The sequence below is a fragment of the Amycolatopsis vancoresmycina genome, assembly GCF_000716785.1.
GTDB lineage: Bacteria > Actinomycetota > Actinomycetes > Mycobacteriales > Pseudonocardiaceae > Amycolatopsis > Amycolatopsis vancoresmycina.
In genome coordinates this window covers 495,425-509,765 of the sequence record NZ_JNYY01000006.1, presented here as the reverse complement: position 1 = coordinate 509,765, position 14,341 = coordinate 495,425, and the positions used below count along the sequence as shown (strand labels likewise).

The 14,341-nt window shown below is 72.9% G+C and carries 17 protein-coding genes; 10 read left to right on the top strand and 7 right to left on the bottom strand.

The window, feature by feature from the left end; genetic code table 11:
• Positions 1-199 precede the first annotated feature (199 nt).
• Positions 200-496: a WhiB family transcriptional regulator gene (locus OO60_RS17480; RefSeq protein ID WP_003096950.1), complete on the top strand. Its 297-nt coding sequence runs from the start codon at positions 200-202 to the stop codon at positions 494-496.
• Between the two features lie 139 nt (positions 497-635).
• On the opposite strand, the gene bagB is transcribed toward OO60_RS17480, so the two are convergent.
• The 3 genes from bagB to OO60_RS17465 are packed head-to-tail and all read right to left on the bottom strand — an operon-like array spanning position 636 to position 3,019.
• Positions 636-1,745: an ATPase BagB gene (gene bagB / locus OO60_RS17475; protein WP_033261656.1), complete on the bottom strand. Its 1,110-nt coding sequence runs from the start codon at positions 1,743-1,745 to the stop codon at positions 636-638.
• Positions 1,742-2,749 carry an ATPase BagA gene (gene bagA / locus OO60_RS17470; protein ID WP_033261655.1) on the bottom strand — a complete coding sequence of 336 codons (1,008 nt, stop codon included), beginning with the start codon at positions 2,747-2,749 and terminating at the stop codon, positions 1,742-1,744. Before bagA ends, bagB begins: the two co-directional genes overlap by 4 nt.
• Before the next feature lie 21 nt (positions 2,750-2,770).
• The gene (locus OO60_RS17465) at positions 2,771-3,019 is read right to left on the bottom strand and encodes a hypothetical protein (RefSeq protein ID WP_033261749.1); all 249 of its coding nucleotides are present in this window, start codon (positions 3,017-3,019) and stop codon (positions 2,771-2,773) included.
• 279 nt (positions 3,020-3,298) lie between these two features.
• Here OO60_RS17465 and sp36 point away from each other — a divergent pair, with 279 nt between their 5' ends.
• From sp36 to OO60_RS17435, 7 genes are all read left to right on the top strand, one after another.
• Positions 3,299-3,460, top strand: a complete 162-nt coding sequence (gene sp36 / locus OO60_RS45440) for a Sp36 family protein (RefSeq protein WP_003068074.1) — start codon at positions 3,299-3,301, stop codon at positions 3,458-3,460.
• Between the two features lie 4 nt (positions 3,461-3,464).
• Positions 3,465-3,920 (top strand): RidA family protein, encoded by a 456-nt coding sequence (locus OO60_RS17460; RefSeq protein ID WP_003068075.1) that lies wholly within the window; start codon positions 3,465-3,467, stop codon positions 3,918-3,920.
• Complete coding sequence (locus OO60_RS17455) at positions 3,920-4,546, top strand: hypothetical protein (protein WP_003068077.1); 627 nt, start codon at positions 3,920-3,922, stop codon at positions 4,544-4,546. Before OO60_RS17460 ends, OO60_RS17455 begins: the two co-directional genes overlap by 1 nt.
• Positions 4,547-4,582: 36 nt before the next feature.
• On the top strand, positions 4,583-5,710 hold the full coding sequence (locus OO60_RS17450; RefSeq protein WP_003068080.1) for a hypothetical protein: 1,128 nt from the start codon (positions 4,583-4,585) through the stop codon (positions 5,708-5,710).
• Positions 5,711-5,820: 110 nt separating this feature from the next.
• Entirely contained in the window at positions 5,821-6,639 is an 819-nt protein-coding gene (locus tag OO60_RS17445) for an NUDIX hydrolase (protein WP_003068082.1), read from the top strand.
• Positions 6,636-7,406: an MBL fold metallo-hydrolase gene (locus OO60_RS17440; protein WP_003068084.1), complete on the top strand. Its 771-nt coding sequence runs from the start codon at positions 6,636-6,638 to the stop codon at positions 7,404-7,406. The genes OO60_RS17445 and OO60_RS17440 overlap by 4 nt, the downstream gene beginning before the upstream one ends.
• A complete protein-coding gene (locus OO60_RS17435) occupies positions 7,403-7,654 on the top strand; it encodes a glutaredoxin domain-containing protein (RefSeq protein ID WP_003068087.1) in 252 nt (83 codons plus the stop codon). The genes OO60_RS17440 and OO60_RS17435 overlap by 4 nt, the downstream gene beginning before the upstream one ends.
• Here OO60_RS17435 and OO60_RS17430 read toward each other — a convergent pair.
• On the bottom strand, positions 7,635-8,813 hold the full coding sequence (locus OO60_RS17430) for a carboxylesterase family protein (RefSeq protein WP_003068090.1): 1,179 nt from the start codon (positions 8,811-8,813) through the stop codon (positions 7,635-7,637). The genes OO60_RS17435 and OO60_RS17430 overlap by 20 nt on opposite strands.
• An 83-nt stretch (positions 8,814-8,896) precedes the next feature.
• Here OO60_RS17430 and OO60_RS17425 point away from each other — a divergent pair, with 83 nt between their 5' ends.
• Both OO60_RS17425 and OO60_RS45005 read left to right on the top strand, forming a co-directional pair.
• The gene (locus tag OO60_RS17425) at positions 8,897-9,862 is read left to right on the top strand and encodes an Lrp/AsnC family transcriptional regulator (RefSeq protein WP_033261654.1); all 966 of its coding nucleotides are present in this window, start codon (positions 8,897-8,899) and stop codon (positions 9,860-9,862) included.
• Between the two features lie 31 nt (positions 9,863-9,893).
• Positions 9,894-10,856, top strand: a complete 963-nt coding sequence (locus tag OO60_RS45005) for a hypothetical protein (RefSeq protein ID WP_051767709.1) — start codon at positions 9,894-9,896, stop codon at positions 10,854-10,856.
• Here OO60_RS45005 and OO60_RS17415 read toward each other — a convergent pair.
• The 3 genes from OO60_RS17415 to OO60_RS17405 all read right to left on the bottom strand — a co-directional run bounded on the left by OO60_RS17415 (position 10,846) and on the right by OO60_RS17405 (position 14,297).
• Positions 10,846-11,907, bottom strand: a complete 1,062-nt coding sequence (locus OO60_RS17415) for a DNA polymerase III subunit beta (protein WP_033261653.1) — start codon at positions 11,905-11,907, stop codon at positions 10,846-10,848. The two genes, OO60_RS45005 and OO60_RS17415, sit on opposite strands and share 11 nt — an antisense overlap.
• Before the next feature lie 40 nt (positions 11,908-11,947).
• Positions 11,948-13,201 (bottom strand): MFS transporter, encoded by a 1,254-nt coding sequence (locus OO60_RS17410; RefSeq protein WP_003081750.1) that lies wholly within the window; start codon positions 13,199-13,201, stop codon positions 11,948-11,950.
• 421 nt (positions 13,202-13,622) lie between these two features.
• Entirely contained in the window at positions 13,623-14,297 is a 675-nt protein-coding gene (locus OO60_RS17405) for a Crp/Fnr family transcriptional regulator (RefSeq protein ID WP_003081747.1), read from the bottom strand.
• Positions 14,298-14,341: the final 44 nt, after the last annotated feature.

Sequence of the window (14,341 nt, the reverse complement as noted above, 5' to 3'; positions counted from 1 at the left end):
AGTCCGTCAACGTCTCACGAAGAAAAGCCGACGGATGGATCAACGCGGGTGGGAGCTCGCCTGGTCCGAACGGCGGCACCGGCACCGGGGAGGTGCCCGGGTAACCGACGTGAGCTGAGGGAGACACGCTCGCGGGGGCAGGGCGCGCAGTGCCTTTCCCCCGCTGGTGCGTCGATCACCAGGGTAGGGAGCTGGGGGTATGGAAACCAACCAGTCGAGCTGGCGAATCAACGCGTCCTGCCGGGACGCCGATCCGGACGGCCTGTTCGTCCGGGGTGCGGAGCAGAACCGGGCCAAAGCGGTCTGCATGGGCTGCCCGGTCCGCACCGAATGCCTCGCCGAAGCGCTCGACGGCCGGATCAACTTCGGCGTCTGGGGTGGCATGACCGAACGTGAGCGGCGGGCCCTGCTGCGCCGCCGCCCCGACGTGGAGAGCTGGGCCGACCTGCTGGAAGCGGCCAAGCGCAACGCGCTGGAGCGGGTCAAGGTGGGCTGAGCGGCCGCGGGCGGCGCGGACCTGCTGCCGCGCCGCCCGCGCCCCTCAGCCCACGGCCGCAGGCCCCCGAGGCCGCGAATGACTCATTCGCGGCCTCCGACGTCCCGAATGAGTCATTCGCGACATCGGGCTGCGGCGCTCAGCCGGCGAGCTTCACGCCGATGCTGCGCAGGCCGTCGAGGTCGTGGACGTCGCCGGCCAGCGCGGGCACCTTCGCCAGCGCCACCTCCGGGTGGGCCCGCGTGAACCGCGCCAGCAGCCGCTCCTCGCGGGCCGCCAGCTCGACGCGGTCCGCGTGCAGCCGCAGCACCGCCTCGGCCAGCGGCGCGTTCTGCAGCGCCTCGGCGGCGGCCAGCGCTTCGGCGCCCGACAGCGAGGCCAGCACCGGGTGCGTCCGGTTCGCGATCAGCCCGGCCAGCGGCATCGACTCGGCCGACAGGCGCTCGACGAAGTAGGACGCCTCCCGCAGCGCGTCCGGCTCCGGGGCCGCCACCACCAGGAACGACGTCCCCGACGAGCGCAGCAGCTCCGCCGTCTTGCGGGCGCGCTCGCGGAAGCCGCCGAACATGCTGTCGAACGCCTGCATGAACGCCGACGCGTCGGTCAGCAACTGGCCGCCGATGATCGTCGACACCGCCTTGGCGAACATCGAGAACCCGGCGTTGACCACCTTGCGCAGGCCCCAGCCGCCGGCCTTCGCCGGTGCCGTCAGCAGCCGGATCATCCGGCCGTCCAAAGCGGACGACAGCCGCGTCGGCGCGTCCAGGAAGTCCAATGCGGACCGGCTCGGCGGGGTGTCGACGATGATCAGGTCCCACTCGCCGGTGGCCGCGAGCTGGCCGAGCTTCTCCATCGCCATGTACTCCTGCGTGCCGGAGAACGACGTGGAAATCGTTTGGTAGAAAGGGTTCTGCAGCAGCTGCTCGGCGCGTTCGGGCCCGGCGTGCACGCGCACCATGTCGTCGAACGTGCGGCGCATGTCCAGCATCATCGCCCACAGCTCGCCCTTGGGCTCGAAGCCGTCGACCTGCACCTGCCGCGGGTGGTTGCCGAGTTCGCGCAGGCCGAGCGCCTGCGCCAGCCGCCGGGCGGGGTCGATCGTCAGCACCACGGTCTGCCGCCCGCGCTCGGCCGCGCGCAGGGCCAGTGCCGCGGCCGTCGTCGTCTTGCCGACGCCGCCGGAGCCGCAGCAGACGATCACCCGGCTTTCCGGGTCGTCGAGCAGCGCGTCGATGTCGATGGTGGTCACAACCGCACCCCCTGGTCGGTCAGGGCTTCCGCCAGGTCGTAGAGGGCCGCGACGTCGACGCCCTCGGTCAGGTCCGGCAGCTCCAGGGTCGGCAGGTCGGCCTCGGCGAGCTGTTCCCGCGCCCGCTGCTCGGCGGCGACCCGCACGGCGTGCTCGACGGTCTCCTCGACCAGCGCTTCCAGGGTGTCCTCCGGCAGCTTCAGCCCGGCCGACGCCAGCCCGTCGCGGACGCGGGAGGCGTCGACGCGCCCGTCCGCGGCGGCGGTCACCGAGCGGGCCGGCAGCCGCGGCGGCCGGACCCGGTTGACCAGCACCGCGCCCGGGCGCAGGTCGGCGCCGTCGAGCTCGGCCACGGCCTCGACGGTCTCGCGGACCGGCATCTCCTCCAGCAGCGTCGCCAGGTGCACGGCGGTCTCGCCGGAGTGCAGCAGCCGCACGACGCCTTCGGCCTGGCCGCGGATCGGGCCGGTCTTCGCCAGGTCGGTCAGCGCCTTGGTGACGTCGAGGAACTTGACGACCCGGCCGGTCGGCGGCGAGTCGACGACGACGGCGTCGTAGGTGTGCCGCCCGTCGGACTCGGTGCGGCCGACGCACTCCTTGATCTTCCCGGTGAGCAGGACGTCCCGCAGGCCCGGCGCGAGCGTGGTGGCGAACTCGATCGCGCCCATCCGCCGCAGCGTCCGGCCGGCGAAGCCGAGGTTGTAGAACATCTCGAAGTACTCGAGCAGCGCGGCTTCGACGTCGATGTGCAGCGCGCGCAGCTCGCCCCCGCCGGGGACGGACGCGATGCGCTGCTCGGCGTACGGCAGCGGCTCGGTGTCGAAGAGCTGGGCGATGCCCTGGCGGCCCTCGACCTCGATGAGCAGCACGCGACGGCCTTCGCGGGCGAGCGCGAGGCCGAGCGCGGCGGCGAGCGTCGTCTTGCCGGTGCCGCCCTTGCCGGTGACGAAGTGCAGCCGGGCGCGGGCAAGCTCGTCGGTCCAGCCGGCATGGGGAATGGTCACTTCTTCACCCTAAATCAGCGCTCAGCTGGCCAGCAGCATGACGCTGACCGCAGCGGCGACCGCCGCGACCAGCACCCAGGCGACCAGCCCGGGCAGCACCGTGAGGGTGAGCACACCGAGCACGACCAGCAGCGTGAAGGTGATCACGCCGCCCAGGGCGACCTGGCCGGAACTCTGCGTCCGGTCCCGCACCTTCGCCATCACGACGAGCACCAGGGGCAGCCCGGCCGCCGCGAGCAGCGCCGTCGCGATCACGCGCCACGTCTCCACGGCACCCACGCTAGCGCCCGGCCGGTGTCGCGAATGACTCATTCGGGACCTCCGGTGTCGCGAATGACTCATTCGGGACCTCCGGTGTCGCGAATGACTCATTCGGGACCTCCGGCGCCGCGAATGAGTCATTCGCGGCTTCCCAAGCCGGGCACCACCCGCCGTGCCGCCGCGAAGCGCACCGGGCCGGCGTGAGATGGACCACACCCCGGCGCGTCGTGGCCCGTTTCCCGGCGGTGGCCCCCGCCGCCCTTGCCCGCTTGGTTACGCTCCCGGTTCATGAGCGCCACCAAGTGGGAGTACGCGACCGTCCCCCTCCTGATCCACGCGACGAAGCAGATCCTCGACCAGTGGGGCGAGGACGGCTGGGAGCTGGTCACCGTGCTGCCGAACCCGAGCGGCGAGCAGCACGTCGCCTACCTCAAGCGTCCGAAGGGCTGACCCGGTGAGCTGGAGCGAACGGCTGAAGGAACTCGGCATCGAGCTGCCCGGCGTGGCCGCTCCGCTGGCCGCCTACGTGCCCGCCGTCCAGAGCGGCCACCACGTCTACACCTCCGGCCAGCTGCCCTTCGTCGACGGCGTGCTCGCCGCGACCGGCAAGGTCGGCGCGGAGATCAGCCCCGAAGAGGCGAAGGGCCACGCCCGCACGTCGGCGCTCAACGCGCTCGCGGCCGTGCACTCGCTGGTGGGCATTGACAACGTCACGCGGATCGTCAAGGTTGTCGGCTTCGTGGCTTCCGCGGAGGGCTTCACCGGCCAGCCCGCGGTCGTCAACGGCGCGTCCGAGCTGCTCGGCGAGGTCTTCGGCGACGCGGGCATCCACGCCCGCTCGGCGGTCGGCGTCGCGGAGCTGCCCATCGGCTCGCCGGTGGAGGTCGAATTGATCGTGGAGGTGCAGTGATGGACCCGGACATCGAGCAGTCCACGCACGAGCTGCTGCTCCGGCTGGCCGGGCGGCTGCCCGACCAGCTGCTGTGGCGGTTCCGCGACTGGCTCGGCGAGGGCGCCATGGGCACCCTCGCCCGGACCCTGCCGAGGTCTTTGCTTAAGCACAGGATTGACCTCGACCAGACGGAGTACCGCCTGCTCGTGGCCGGGCTGATCCCGCACGGCGCCGACTGGCACCAGGTCAGTTCGACCCTGGGGGTAGACGACGTCTCCGAGAACCGGTACACATTCACGTCGAGTGCGCCCGAATGGGTTAACTCGGTCGACTCCGTGTCCGTTCTGATCCACGCAACGTTGCGGGGTCGCCCGGACGTGGGGGAAGTGCGGCAGAGCTGGCGACACGTCGGTGTGGTCGGGCAGGGGACCGCCAAGCGCGTCCTGCTCATCACCGCGCAGGCCGGCTTGCCGAGGTTGACGGGCGAACTGCAGCGCGTGTTGCGGGTCCTGGGTGACGAAGAGCCCAGCGTCGAGGTCATCCCGCCGCGCTTCGACCTGCCGGGGTACCACCGGGCCGCGCTGGCCGACTCAGAGCTGGTCTGCGTGGGCGCGGTGACGGGGAACCGGCTAGTAGCCGCATAACGCTCGCCCGCCAGCGAGCTGGGAGGGAGCAAGGCAATGGTGGAGGTCCACGACGGCCCGCCCATGGACGGGTTCTCGGTGCCCCTGCGCCTGCACAACCTGTTGCTGGCCCTGGCGGGCCGGATCGACGACAGCGCGCTCACCGAAGCGCGTGAGCTGATCGCCCGGGCCCACATCGACGAGGCGGTCGAGCTGACCACCGGCACGCTCATCGCGGGCCGGATCCCGGTCAGCTCCGCCGAGCAGCGCGAGCTCGCGCTGGTCCTCGAGATGAGCCGGTCGGACGCGACGCTGGCGAACGACCTGCTGGTCGACGAGGCCGAGCCGGTCAACACGCACCGGTTCACCGGCGAGAACTCCCCGGAGTTCGGCATCGCCGAGGCGCTCGACCGGACGCTGCAGGTGCTGCCGGACGTCCGGTCGGTGCACGCGGTGTGGCGCAACACCCCGGCCGGCAGCGTGCCGGGCGCGCTGCCGCAGCGCGTGGTGCTCGTCGAGCTGGGGCCGGAGGGCAACCCGCCCGCCGTCGCCTTCCGCGTCGACACGGCACTGCGCCGGGCCGGCATCCACTCGGTCGTCGAGGTCAGCGGTCCGGGCGTCGCGCACTCCGAGTACCACCAGGCCGCTTCGGCGGCCTCGTCGCCGGCGTGGGTGACCGGGAGCACGTCGGCGCCCGCGTCGACGTACCGCCCGGAGCCCGCGAAGCCGTCGGCCCCGGTGAACTCGGAGCCGGTCGCGGAGTCGGGCAGCAGGCACAGCATGCGGTCGAGCAGCACCACGACGGCGCCGGCCGAGCCGGTCGCCCCGGTGGTGCCGATCGTGTCGCCGCCGCCCGCCGCCGAGCCGCCCCGCAAGGCGCGGTCGGAGACGCGGGCGGAGCGCACCGCCGACCTGACCCCGGCCGAGGTGGCGCAGCTGCGGCAGGCGCTGGCCGAGGACCCGGAGAAGGGCCGCGAGATCGCGATCGGCAAGCCGTCGATGCACGAGGTCGTCGAGCTGCCGGCGCTGGACCTGGACGACCCCAGCCTGAGCGAGCGCGACCGGGCGCTGCTGCGCGAGCTGCACGCCGAGCTGGCCGAGCGCGAGCGGGCCGAGGCGGCGAAGATGCGGCTCAACGGCGCGTCCCGCTCCGGCGGCGACCAGCGCGGCTGGACCGCTCCGTAGGACTCTTTTCGCGAGAAGGCGGCACTTCCTCCGGGAGGTGCCGCCTTTTCCGTGTCCGGCGTGCCACAACTGCGCGACGGGACGTCGGGTACCGGAGGTATGTTGCCCGGGTGGAGCAGCCAACGGAGTTCGTCTTCGACATCCCGGTCGGCGCGGGGGTGGCCACCCGCGCCAACGCCGACGGCCCGCCGGCGACGCCGAAGGACGCGGCCACGGTGATCCTGGTCCGGGACGGTGCCGACGGTGTCGAGGTCTTCCTCCAGCACCGGGTCAAGGGCATGCCGTTCGCGGGCGGGATGACCGTGTTCCCCGGCGGCGGGGTCGATCGGCGCGACGCCGACACGTCGGTGGCCTGGGCCGGCCCGGAGCCGTCGTGGTGGGCGTCGCGGTTCGGCTGCGACGAAGCCCTCGCGCGGGCGCTGACCTGCGCCGCGGTGCGCGAAACGTTCGAGGAGTCCGGCGTGCTGCTCGCGGGTGACGCGGACACGGTCCTCACCGACGTCTCGCCGTACGCGGCCGCGCGCCAGGCCCTGGAGACGCGGGAGGTGTCGCTGGCCGGGTTCCTCGCCGGTGCGGGGCTGACCGTGCGGGCCGACCTGCTGCGGCCGTGGGCGCACTGGATCACGCCCGAGCAGGAGCCGCGCCGCTACGACACCCGGTTCTACGTCGCGAAGCTGCCGGAAGGCCAGGAGGCCGACGGGGTGACGTCGGAGGCGTCGAGCTCCGGCTGGCAGCGTCCGGCGGACGCCATCGCTGACGCGCGCGAAGGCCGCCGGATGCTGATGCCGCCGACGTGGCTGACGCTGAGCGAGCTGGCGGCGTTCGCCACCGCCGACGACGTGCTGAACGCCCCGCGCGAGATCGTCCGGATCGCGCCGACGCTGGTCCGCGAGAACGACCAGGTCCGAGTCGTGCTGGAGAAGCGATGACCGCCCCCGCGTACGGCGTGCTGCGCCAGGTCTCCGAGACGGCTTCGGTGCTGCTGGAGAACAACCCGTCGTCGATGACGCTCGAAGGCACCAACAGCTGGGTGCTGCGGGCGACGCCGTCGAGCCCGGCCGTGGTCGTCGACCCGGGCTACCGCGACCTCGAGCACCTCGAGCTGCTGGCCGGGGTCGGCGAGGTGGACCTGATCCTGCTCACGCACCACCACCCCGACCACGCCGAGGGCGCGCCGTGGTTCGCTGAGCGCACCGGCGCGCCGGTGCGGGCGTTCGACCCCGCGCTGTGCGTCGGCGCCTCGTCCGTTGTGGACGGAGAGGTGATCGAGGCGGGCGGGCTTTCCCTTCGGATCCTGCACACTCCCGGGCACACCGACGACTCGGTGTCCCTCGTGCTCGACGGCCAGGTGCTGACCGGCGACACCATCCTCGGCCGCGGCACCACGGTGCTGCACGACCTCGGCGACTACCTGCGTTCGCTGCGGAAGCTGATCGAGCTGCCGCCGGGCACGCTGGGGCTGCCCGGCCACGGTCCGGAGCTCCTCGATCTGCCCGCGACCGCCCGCGAGTACCTTGCCCACCGGGAACAGCGGCTCGACCAGGTGCGTTCGGCTCTGAAGACGCTCGGGGCGGACGCCACCCCGCGCCAGGTCGTCGAAGTCGTGTACGCCGACGTCGACCGGGCGCTGTGGGCGCCCGCCGAGTGGAGCGTGCAGGCGCAGCTGGACTACTTGCGGTCGGAGGAGAACGGATGAGCAACGTCGAGGTCGAGTTCTACTGGCGGCCGGGGTGCGGCTTCTGCGCCGCGCTGGAGCGGCCGTTGTCGAAGAGCGGCTTCAACGTCCGCGCGATCAACATCTGGGAAGACCCGGCGGCGGCCGCCCGCGTGCGCGAGGTGGCGAACGGCAACGAGACCGTGCCGACGGTGATCGTGGGCTCGACGGCCATGGTCAACCCGTCGTTCGCCGAGGTCGAGGCGGCGGTCAAGGCCGCGTCGGCCTGATCGCGGCCCACCGCGCGCTCGGTCGCTGACCGTGCAGGAAGGCGGTCCAGACCTCGCGCAGCCCGGTCTCCTCTTCGAGGCCCTTCGGGGCGCCACGCAGCATCGGCGCGTCCCAAAGGTCGTGGGTGCCGAAGAGGAACGGGATGTCGATGCAGTGGCAGGCGCCGAACGGGTTGCCGGGCGCCTGCCAGTCGAAGCGGTAGGCGAAGGCGTCGAGCTCGGTCACCAGCCGGTCGCTCGTGAACATGCCGTTCGCTTGCTCGACGGCCTCCGGCGGCGCGTCGGGGACGAAGGCGCGGAGTTCTTCGCGGGTCCAGCTGATCAGCGCGGTTCCCTTCGGGGCGGCCTCGATCAGGTCCGCGGCGACGAGGTCGTCGTCGGCGACCAGCTGGAACGGCGGCTCGATCGAACCCGGCTTGCCGGGGACCGCGAGTTGCGCGGCAATCAGCCGCTCGACTTCCACTGTCCGGATGTCCGCGCCGGCCAGCGCTTCGGCGAGCCGCCCGGCGGACACCGCGGCTTCGTCCGCTGTGGACGGTCGCATGCCGAGTGGCGCGCTCTGCAACGCGATGCGCTTGACCAGGCCGTCCGCCCGCGGTGACGACCACAGCGCGAGCGTCGACTGCGCGCCCGCCGACTGCCCGGCGAGGGTGACTTCGGCCGGGTTCCCGCCGAACGCGGCGATGTTGTCCCGCACCCAGTGCAGCGCCGCGAGCTGGTCGGCGATCCCGAGGTTGGGCGGCACCCCGTCCAGCGCGGCGAAGCCGAGGGCGCCGAGCCGGTAGTTGAGCGTCACGACGACGGCGTCGGCCTCGCGGGCCAGGCGCGTGCCGGTGTACCAGACCTGGCCACCCGAACCGCTGGAAAACCCGCCGCCATGGATCCACACCAGCACCGGACGGCTCCCGGCGGCCGACGGCGTGAAGACGTTGAGCGACAGGCAGTCCTCGCTCTGCGGCAACGGCATCGGGCCGAGCGCGCGTTCCAGCCGGGACGGCGGCTGCGGAGCGGCGGGGCCGGGCTCGAGCGCGTCGCGGACGCCGGTCCACGGCTTCGGCAGCGTGGGTGCTTCGAAGCGTTTCGCGGTGGCGTACGGGATGCCCTTGAACGCGCCCAGGGCTCCGCGGACCCGGCCGGCGGTGGTTTCGACAACGGTCATGCCACCAGGATCGACCCGGTTACCGCCGTGTTCCATTCACGCCGAAATCCTGCGCGAAATCCGACATCACCTAGGCTGAGCTGGTGGAATCCGGCCTGCTCGACGGCCTGGACCGCCGGTTGGCGCACGCGCTGCAGCTGGACGGCCGGGCGTCGTTCGCCGCCATCGCGGCGGTGCTGGGCGTCTCGGACCAGACGGTCGCCCGCCGCTACCGCAGGCTGCGGTCGGCCGGGGTGCTGCGCGTGGTCGGCCTCACCGAGGCGGCCCCGCTGGGCCAGGTCACCTGGCTGGTCCGGCTGCGCTGCGTCCCGGACGCGGCGGCCGCGATCGCGGCCGGCCTGGCCCGCCGGGACGACACGCAGTGGGTGAGCCTGATGTCCGGCGGAACGGAGATCGCCTGCTTCGTCCGGGCTCCGCTGCGCGAGCAGGCGGACGGCCTGCTGCTGGGGCAGCTGCCCCGGACACCCCGCGTGGTGTCGATGACGGCGTACCGGTTGCTGCGCCGCTTCGCGGGCGGCCCGGCCGCGTGGCCCGGCCGGGCGAGCGCACTGACGGCGGAGCAGGTGGCGGCGTTGCGCCGCCCGCCGTCGGACGCCGGGTACCGCCCCGAGCCGGGCGACGCGGAGGTGCTGGCGGCCCTGGCCCACGACGGCCGCGCCGACATACCGGCATTGGCGGCGGCCTGCGGCCGATCGGAGTCGACGGTCCGCCGTCGCCTGGAGGTCCTGCGGTCGTCCGGGGTGCTGTACTTCGACGTGGAAGTGGACGCGGCCCTGCTCGGCTACCCGCTGACGGCCACCCTCTGGCTGACGGTGGCACCGTCGGCCCTGGAGTCGGCGGGGCGGGCGCTGGCGACGCACCCGCAGGTGGCTTTCGCGGCGGCGACGACGGGCCCGGCCAACCTCGTGGCCAACGTCGGCTGCCGCGACGACGCGGCCTTGTACGAGTACCTGGCGGTGGATCTCGGGAGCCTGCCCGGGGTGCGGCAGGTGGAGACGGCCCCGATGATCCGGACGTTGAAGCGCTTCGGCACCTGGGAGCCGGTGTAGCGGGAGCGGGCAGGCGGGCGACTCACAGCCTGTGGACGACGAGCGCGCGATCGACTTCGTACTCAACGGCGAGCAGCACCACCTGAGCCGGGACCAGGTGCTGCGCGCCGCCGCCGTGGGCGGGCCCGAGCCGATCCGCACGCACTGGGTGTCGGTCGGCGAGGAACGCTGGCCGCCGAGGCAGCTCTTCGAACGTGCGCTCGGGGTGCCGCGGACCGACTTCATCTCGCACTACGCGATCCGGCAGCTCCGGCGCCTCGGTTTCACGACGAGCCCGCTGCCCCACGAGCCCGGCGTTCCGGCCGGTCCCGAGGAGCCCGCCGAGCCGCCGGCAGGCGGGACCGACCTCGGGACGGCGATCAAGTCGTTCATCGACCTCATCCAGTTCTTCGGCCGGGAAGACCTGTCCAGTCGCGTCGTGCGGCTGGAAGGTCTCCTGGAGGGAGCGGACGTCGAGACCGTCGGTGCGCGAGTGGCGCGCGAAGGCATGACCGATGACCTGCTCGCGGGCGCGCTGCTCGTCCGGCAGCACGCCGGGCGGGTCAACGACCTCATCCACGCGACGGTGATCGTCCGGGCGCTGCCGAAGATCCTCGAGCCCGGTGAGCGCATCGTCCGGCGTCCCTCGCTGGCGGCCGGGAACGATCCCAGCCGGAAGTTCGACCTCGAGACGGACCGCCGCGTGGCCGAGTTCAAGGCCGCCGAGTGGAAGGGCCGCGACGCGATGCGCAAACGCATGCTCGTCGCGGACCTGGCCGGTCTGGTCCTCGAAGGCGACGAGCGCCGCGCGGAGCTCTACGTGCTCGGCCGCCTGCCGATCGACTTCCTGCGGACCAGCAACTCGACCATGGAGTGGGCGCTCGGCCGCTCGTCGCCGCACCTGCGGCGCGCCTACGAACAGCGCTTCGGCAGCGGGGCCATGACCGTCGGCCAGTTCACCGCCGGGCCGGCGGCCGGGGTCGTGCTCCAGGACCTGACCCAGATCATCGGCTGAGCATCGGCATCAGGTAGTACGTCAGCGCCACCTCCCCGGGCTCCGCCGCCCGCAGCACGCACGCCCGCATCCCGGGCTGGATCGACAGCACCACCCGCTCACCCGCGAACGCGGCCAGCGCGTCCAGCAGGTACCGGGCCTGGAACGACGGAGACGTCCGGCCGCCCTCGACGTCCGCCTTCAGGACCTCCTCCGCCTCGCCCGTGTCCTGACGGGCGCTCGCCAGCCGGACCTGGGCGTCCCCCACCTCCACCGTCAGGACCCGCCTGTCCTCCGCGTACACCCCTACGCGGCGGACCGCCGCGGCTAGTGCGTCCGCCGGCAGCGTCACCGTCGTGTCCACCGCTCCGGACCCGATCGACTCCTCCGACAGGAAGCCCGCGTCCAGGACCGCCGTGGCGACCAGGCCGCCCGGCCAGCTCACCCCGAACCGGCCCGGGCCGGCGTGCAGGCCCACCCGGCCGCGCGCCTGCCGGGCCGCCTCCGTCAGCAGGGCCGCCGGTACCAGGACGTCCAGCGAGCCCGGTGACCGCAGCGGCAGCCGGGCCACCGCCATCCGGTAGCGGTCGGACGCCGTCAACGTCAGGACGTCCCCGGCCGCCTGCAGCCGGACGCCGGTGAACAGGGGGAGCGGGTCGTCCTTGGCCGCCGTTCCCGCGACGATCCGCACCGCCGCCGCGAACGCCTCCCCGGCCACTTCGGACACCTGCGCGGGTGGGTCCGGAGCAACGTCGGGAGCGGGCAGCAGTGGCAGCGCGAACCGGGCGTTGTCCAGCCGCAACGCCAAGCGCGTGCCCTCGACGACCAAGCGCACCTGCTCGGCGTCGAGCACCTTCAGCGTCTCCACCAGCGGGGCCGCCGGGACGGCGACCGAGCCGTCCGTGTGCGTGGTCGCCGGACAGCCGAACCGGACGGCGAGGTCCGCGGCGCCGCCGGCGACCGTCAGCCCCGCCGCGTCGGCGTGCAGGCGGAGCCCGGTGCGGGCCGGCAGCAGGCGCGACGCGGCGGAGACGGCCGCCGAGAGGCGGTGGGCAGGCGCGGTGACGTCCATGCCCGCAAGCTAGCGGCAGACACCGACAAAAACCGCCGATCTAAGCGTTGACCAGCGAAGGAACCGGAGCGGGCGTGGCCGGGCGGACCGTGCCGCGCAGCAGCCAGACGACCAGGGCGAGCACGACCCCGGCCACGCTCGCGGCCAGGAACGCCGCACCCGGGCCCGCGTGCTCGACGACGTACCCGCTGACCGACTGGCCCGCGGCCAGCCCCAGCGTCACCGCCGTGAGCACCCAGCCGAACGCCTCCGCCGCCGTCCCGGCCGGGGCGACCACCTCGATCGTCGTCGAGTGAGCCGTCGACTGCGGCGTGATCAACGCGCCGGCCAGCAGCATCATCAGCGCCAGGCCCCACAGCGACGTCGGCCACGCCAGCAGCGCGACCAGCGCGCCGAACCCGCCGAGCAGCACCGGCAGCCGCAGGCCCAGCCGCCTCGGCCACGGCCGCAGGCTGTAGGCGACGCCGAACGCGACCGAGCTCAGCGACCACGCCGACAGCAGCAGGCCGCCGACGGACGCCTGGCCCGCTTCGGTGGCCGCGGCCGGCACGGCGACCTCGACGAACCCGATCACCACGCCGAAGCCGAGCGCGGCGACGGCCAGCGTCCGCATGCCCGGGCTCGCCAGCGCGCCCAGCAGCGACCCGTGCGATTCGGCGGACGGACCCCACGCCCGCACGACCGGGCTCAGCGCGAACAGCACCGCGCCGGTGAACTGCAGCGCGACGCCCAGCACCAGGCCGGTGCCCGCCCACGGCGCCATGACCAGCAGCCCGGCCAGGCCGGGCCCCAGGATGAAGAAGACCTCCATGCTGATCGCCTCGTACGAGAACGCCGCGTTGCGCGCCCCGCCCGGCGGCAGCAGGCGCGTCCACAGCGCCCGCGACGCCGACCCGACCATCGGCTCCGACAGCCCGGTGAGCGCGCCCAAGGCGACGAGCACGGCGGTCGCGGCGTGCGACTCGATGGCCGTCACCAGCGCGGTCATCGACAGCGCCAGCAGCAGCGAGACGGTCAGCAGCGGCCGCGTCGGCCCGAACCGGTCGATCAGCCTGCCCTGCACCACCGCGCCCACCGAGACGCCGACGAGTGAACCGGCCGAGACCAGCCCGGCGACGGCGAAGGAACCGGTCTCGCGCTGGACGTAGAGCAGGGCCGAGATGCCGATCATGGCGATCGGCAGGCGGGCGAGGACGGACGCGACGGCGGGCCGACGGGCCGCCCGGGTCGTCAGCGCGGTCCGGTAGTCGGCGAGGGACGTGCGGCTTTCGTGGTTCGAGACAGACTGGGACACGAGTACAAGTATGCCGCAGAGTGGTACGTCAGTACCAGTTATTTACCGGTCAGGTGCGTCACCGCCGGCGGGAGAGTTGATCTTGATGTGCGCACGGTAGGTCTCGATCGGGTAACACTCACGATATTCTCCGTGAACTCCTGCAACGAAACGGCGCAGACGGCGTCCTTGAGAGTGAATGGCCTTGAATTCGTGGGTATGGGCCGTGATGGTTGAACAACAGCACAGAAAACCCAGCTCCCTCCGGCACACGGGTCGGGGCCTGGCCCGGAGGGCGGGGAGCGCGGATCGTCGGGGGATGGTCCGCGCAAACAACGAAGAGCCGGTGCGCCACGTCGGGGGTGGCGCCCGGCTCTTTGTTATGGGACACGAAGAAGGCCCCCTCGGCGAACCGAGGGGGCCTTCTTCGTGTCGAGAAGACTCAGCGGGCGCGGCGGGCGAGCCGCTCCGGGTCCAGGATCAGCACGCTCTTGCCTTCGAGCCGCAGCCAGCCGCGGTGGGCGAAGTCGGCGAGGGCCTTGTTGACGGTCTCGCGCGAGGCGCCGACGTACTGGGCGATCTCTTCCTGCGTCAGGTCGTGCGTGACCCGCAGCAGGCCCGCCTCCTGGCTGCCGAAGCGCTGCGCGAGCTGCAGCAGCGCCCGGGCCACGCGGCCGGGGACGTCGGTGAAGATCAGCTCCGCGACCATGTTGTTCGTCCGGCGCAGGCGGCGCGCGACCACGCGCAGCAGCTGCTCGGCGATCTCCGGGCGGGTCGAGATCCACTGGCGCAGGGCCGGGCGGTCCATGGTGACCGCGCGGACCTCGGTGACCGTGGTCGCGCTCGACGTCCGGGGGCCGGGGTCGAAGATGGACAGCTCGCCGAACATGTCCGACGGGCCGAAGATGCCCAGCAGGTTCTCGCGGCCGTCCGGGGACTTGCGGCCGATCTTCACCTTGCCGGACTGGATGATGTACAGCTTGTCGCCGGGTTCGCCCTCGTTGAAGATGACGTGGCCGCGGGGGAACTCCACGGATTCCAAGGTCTGGGCCAGCGCCTCCGCCGCTGCCGGCTCAACACCCTGGAAAATGCCCGCACGGGCCAGGGTTTCGTCCACCTCGGGTGCCTCCTCGTCGAGAAACGTGCGCGCTCCCCCGGGGC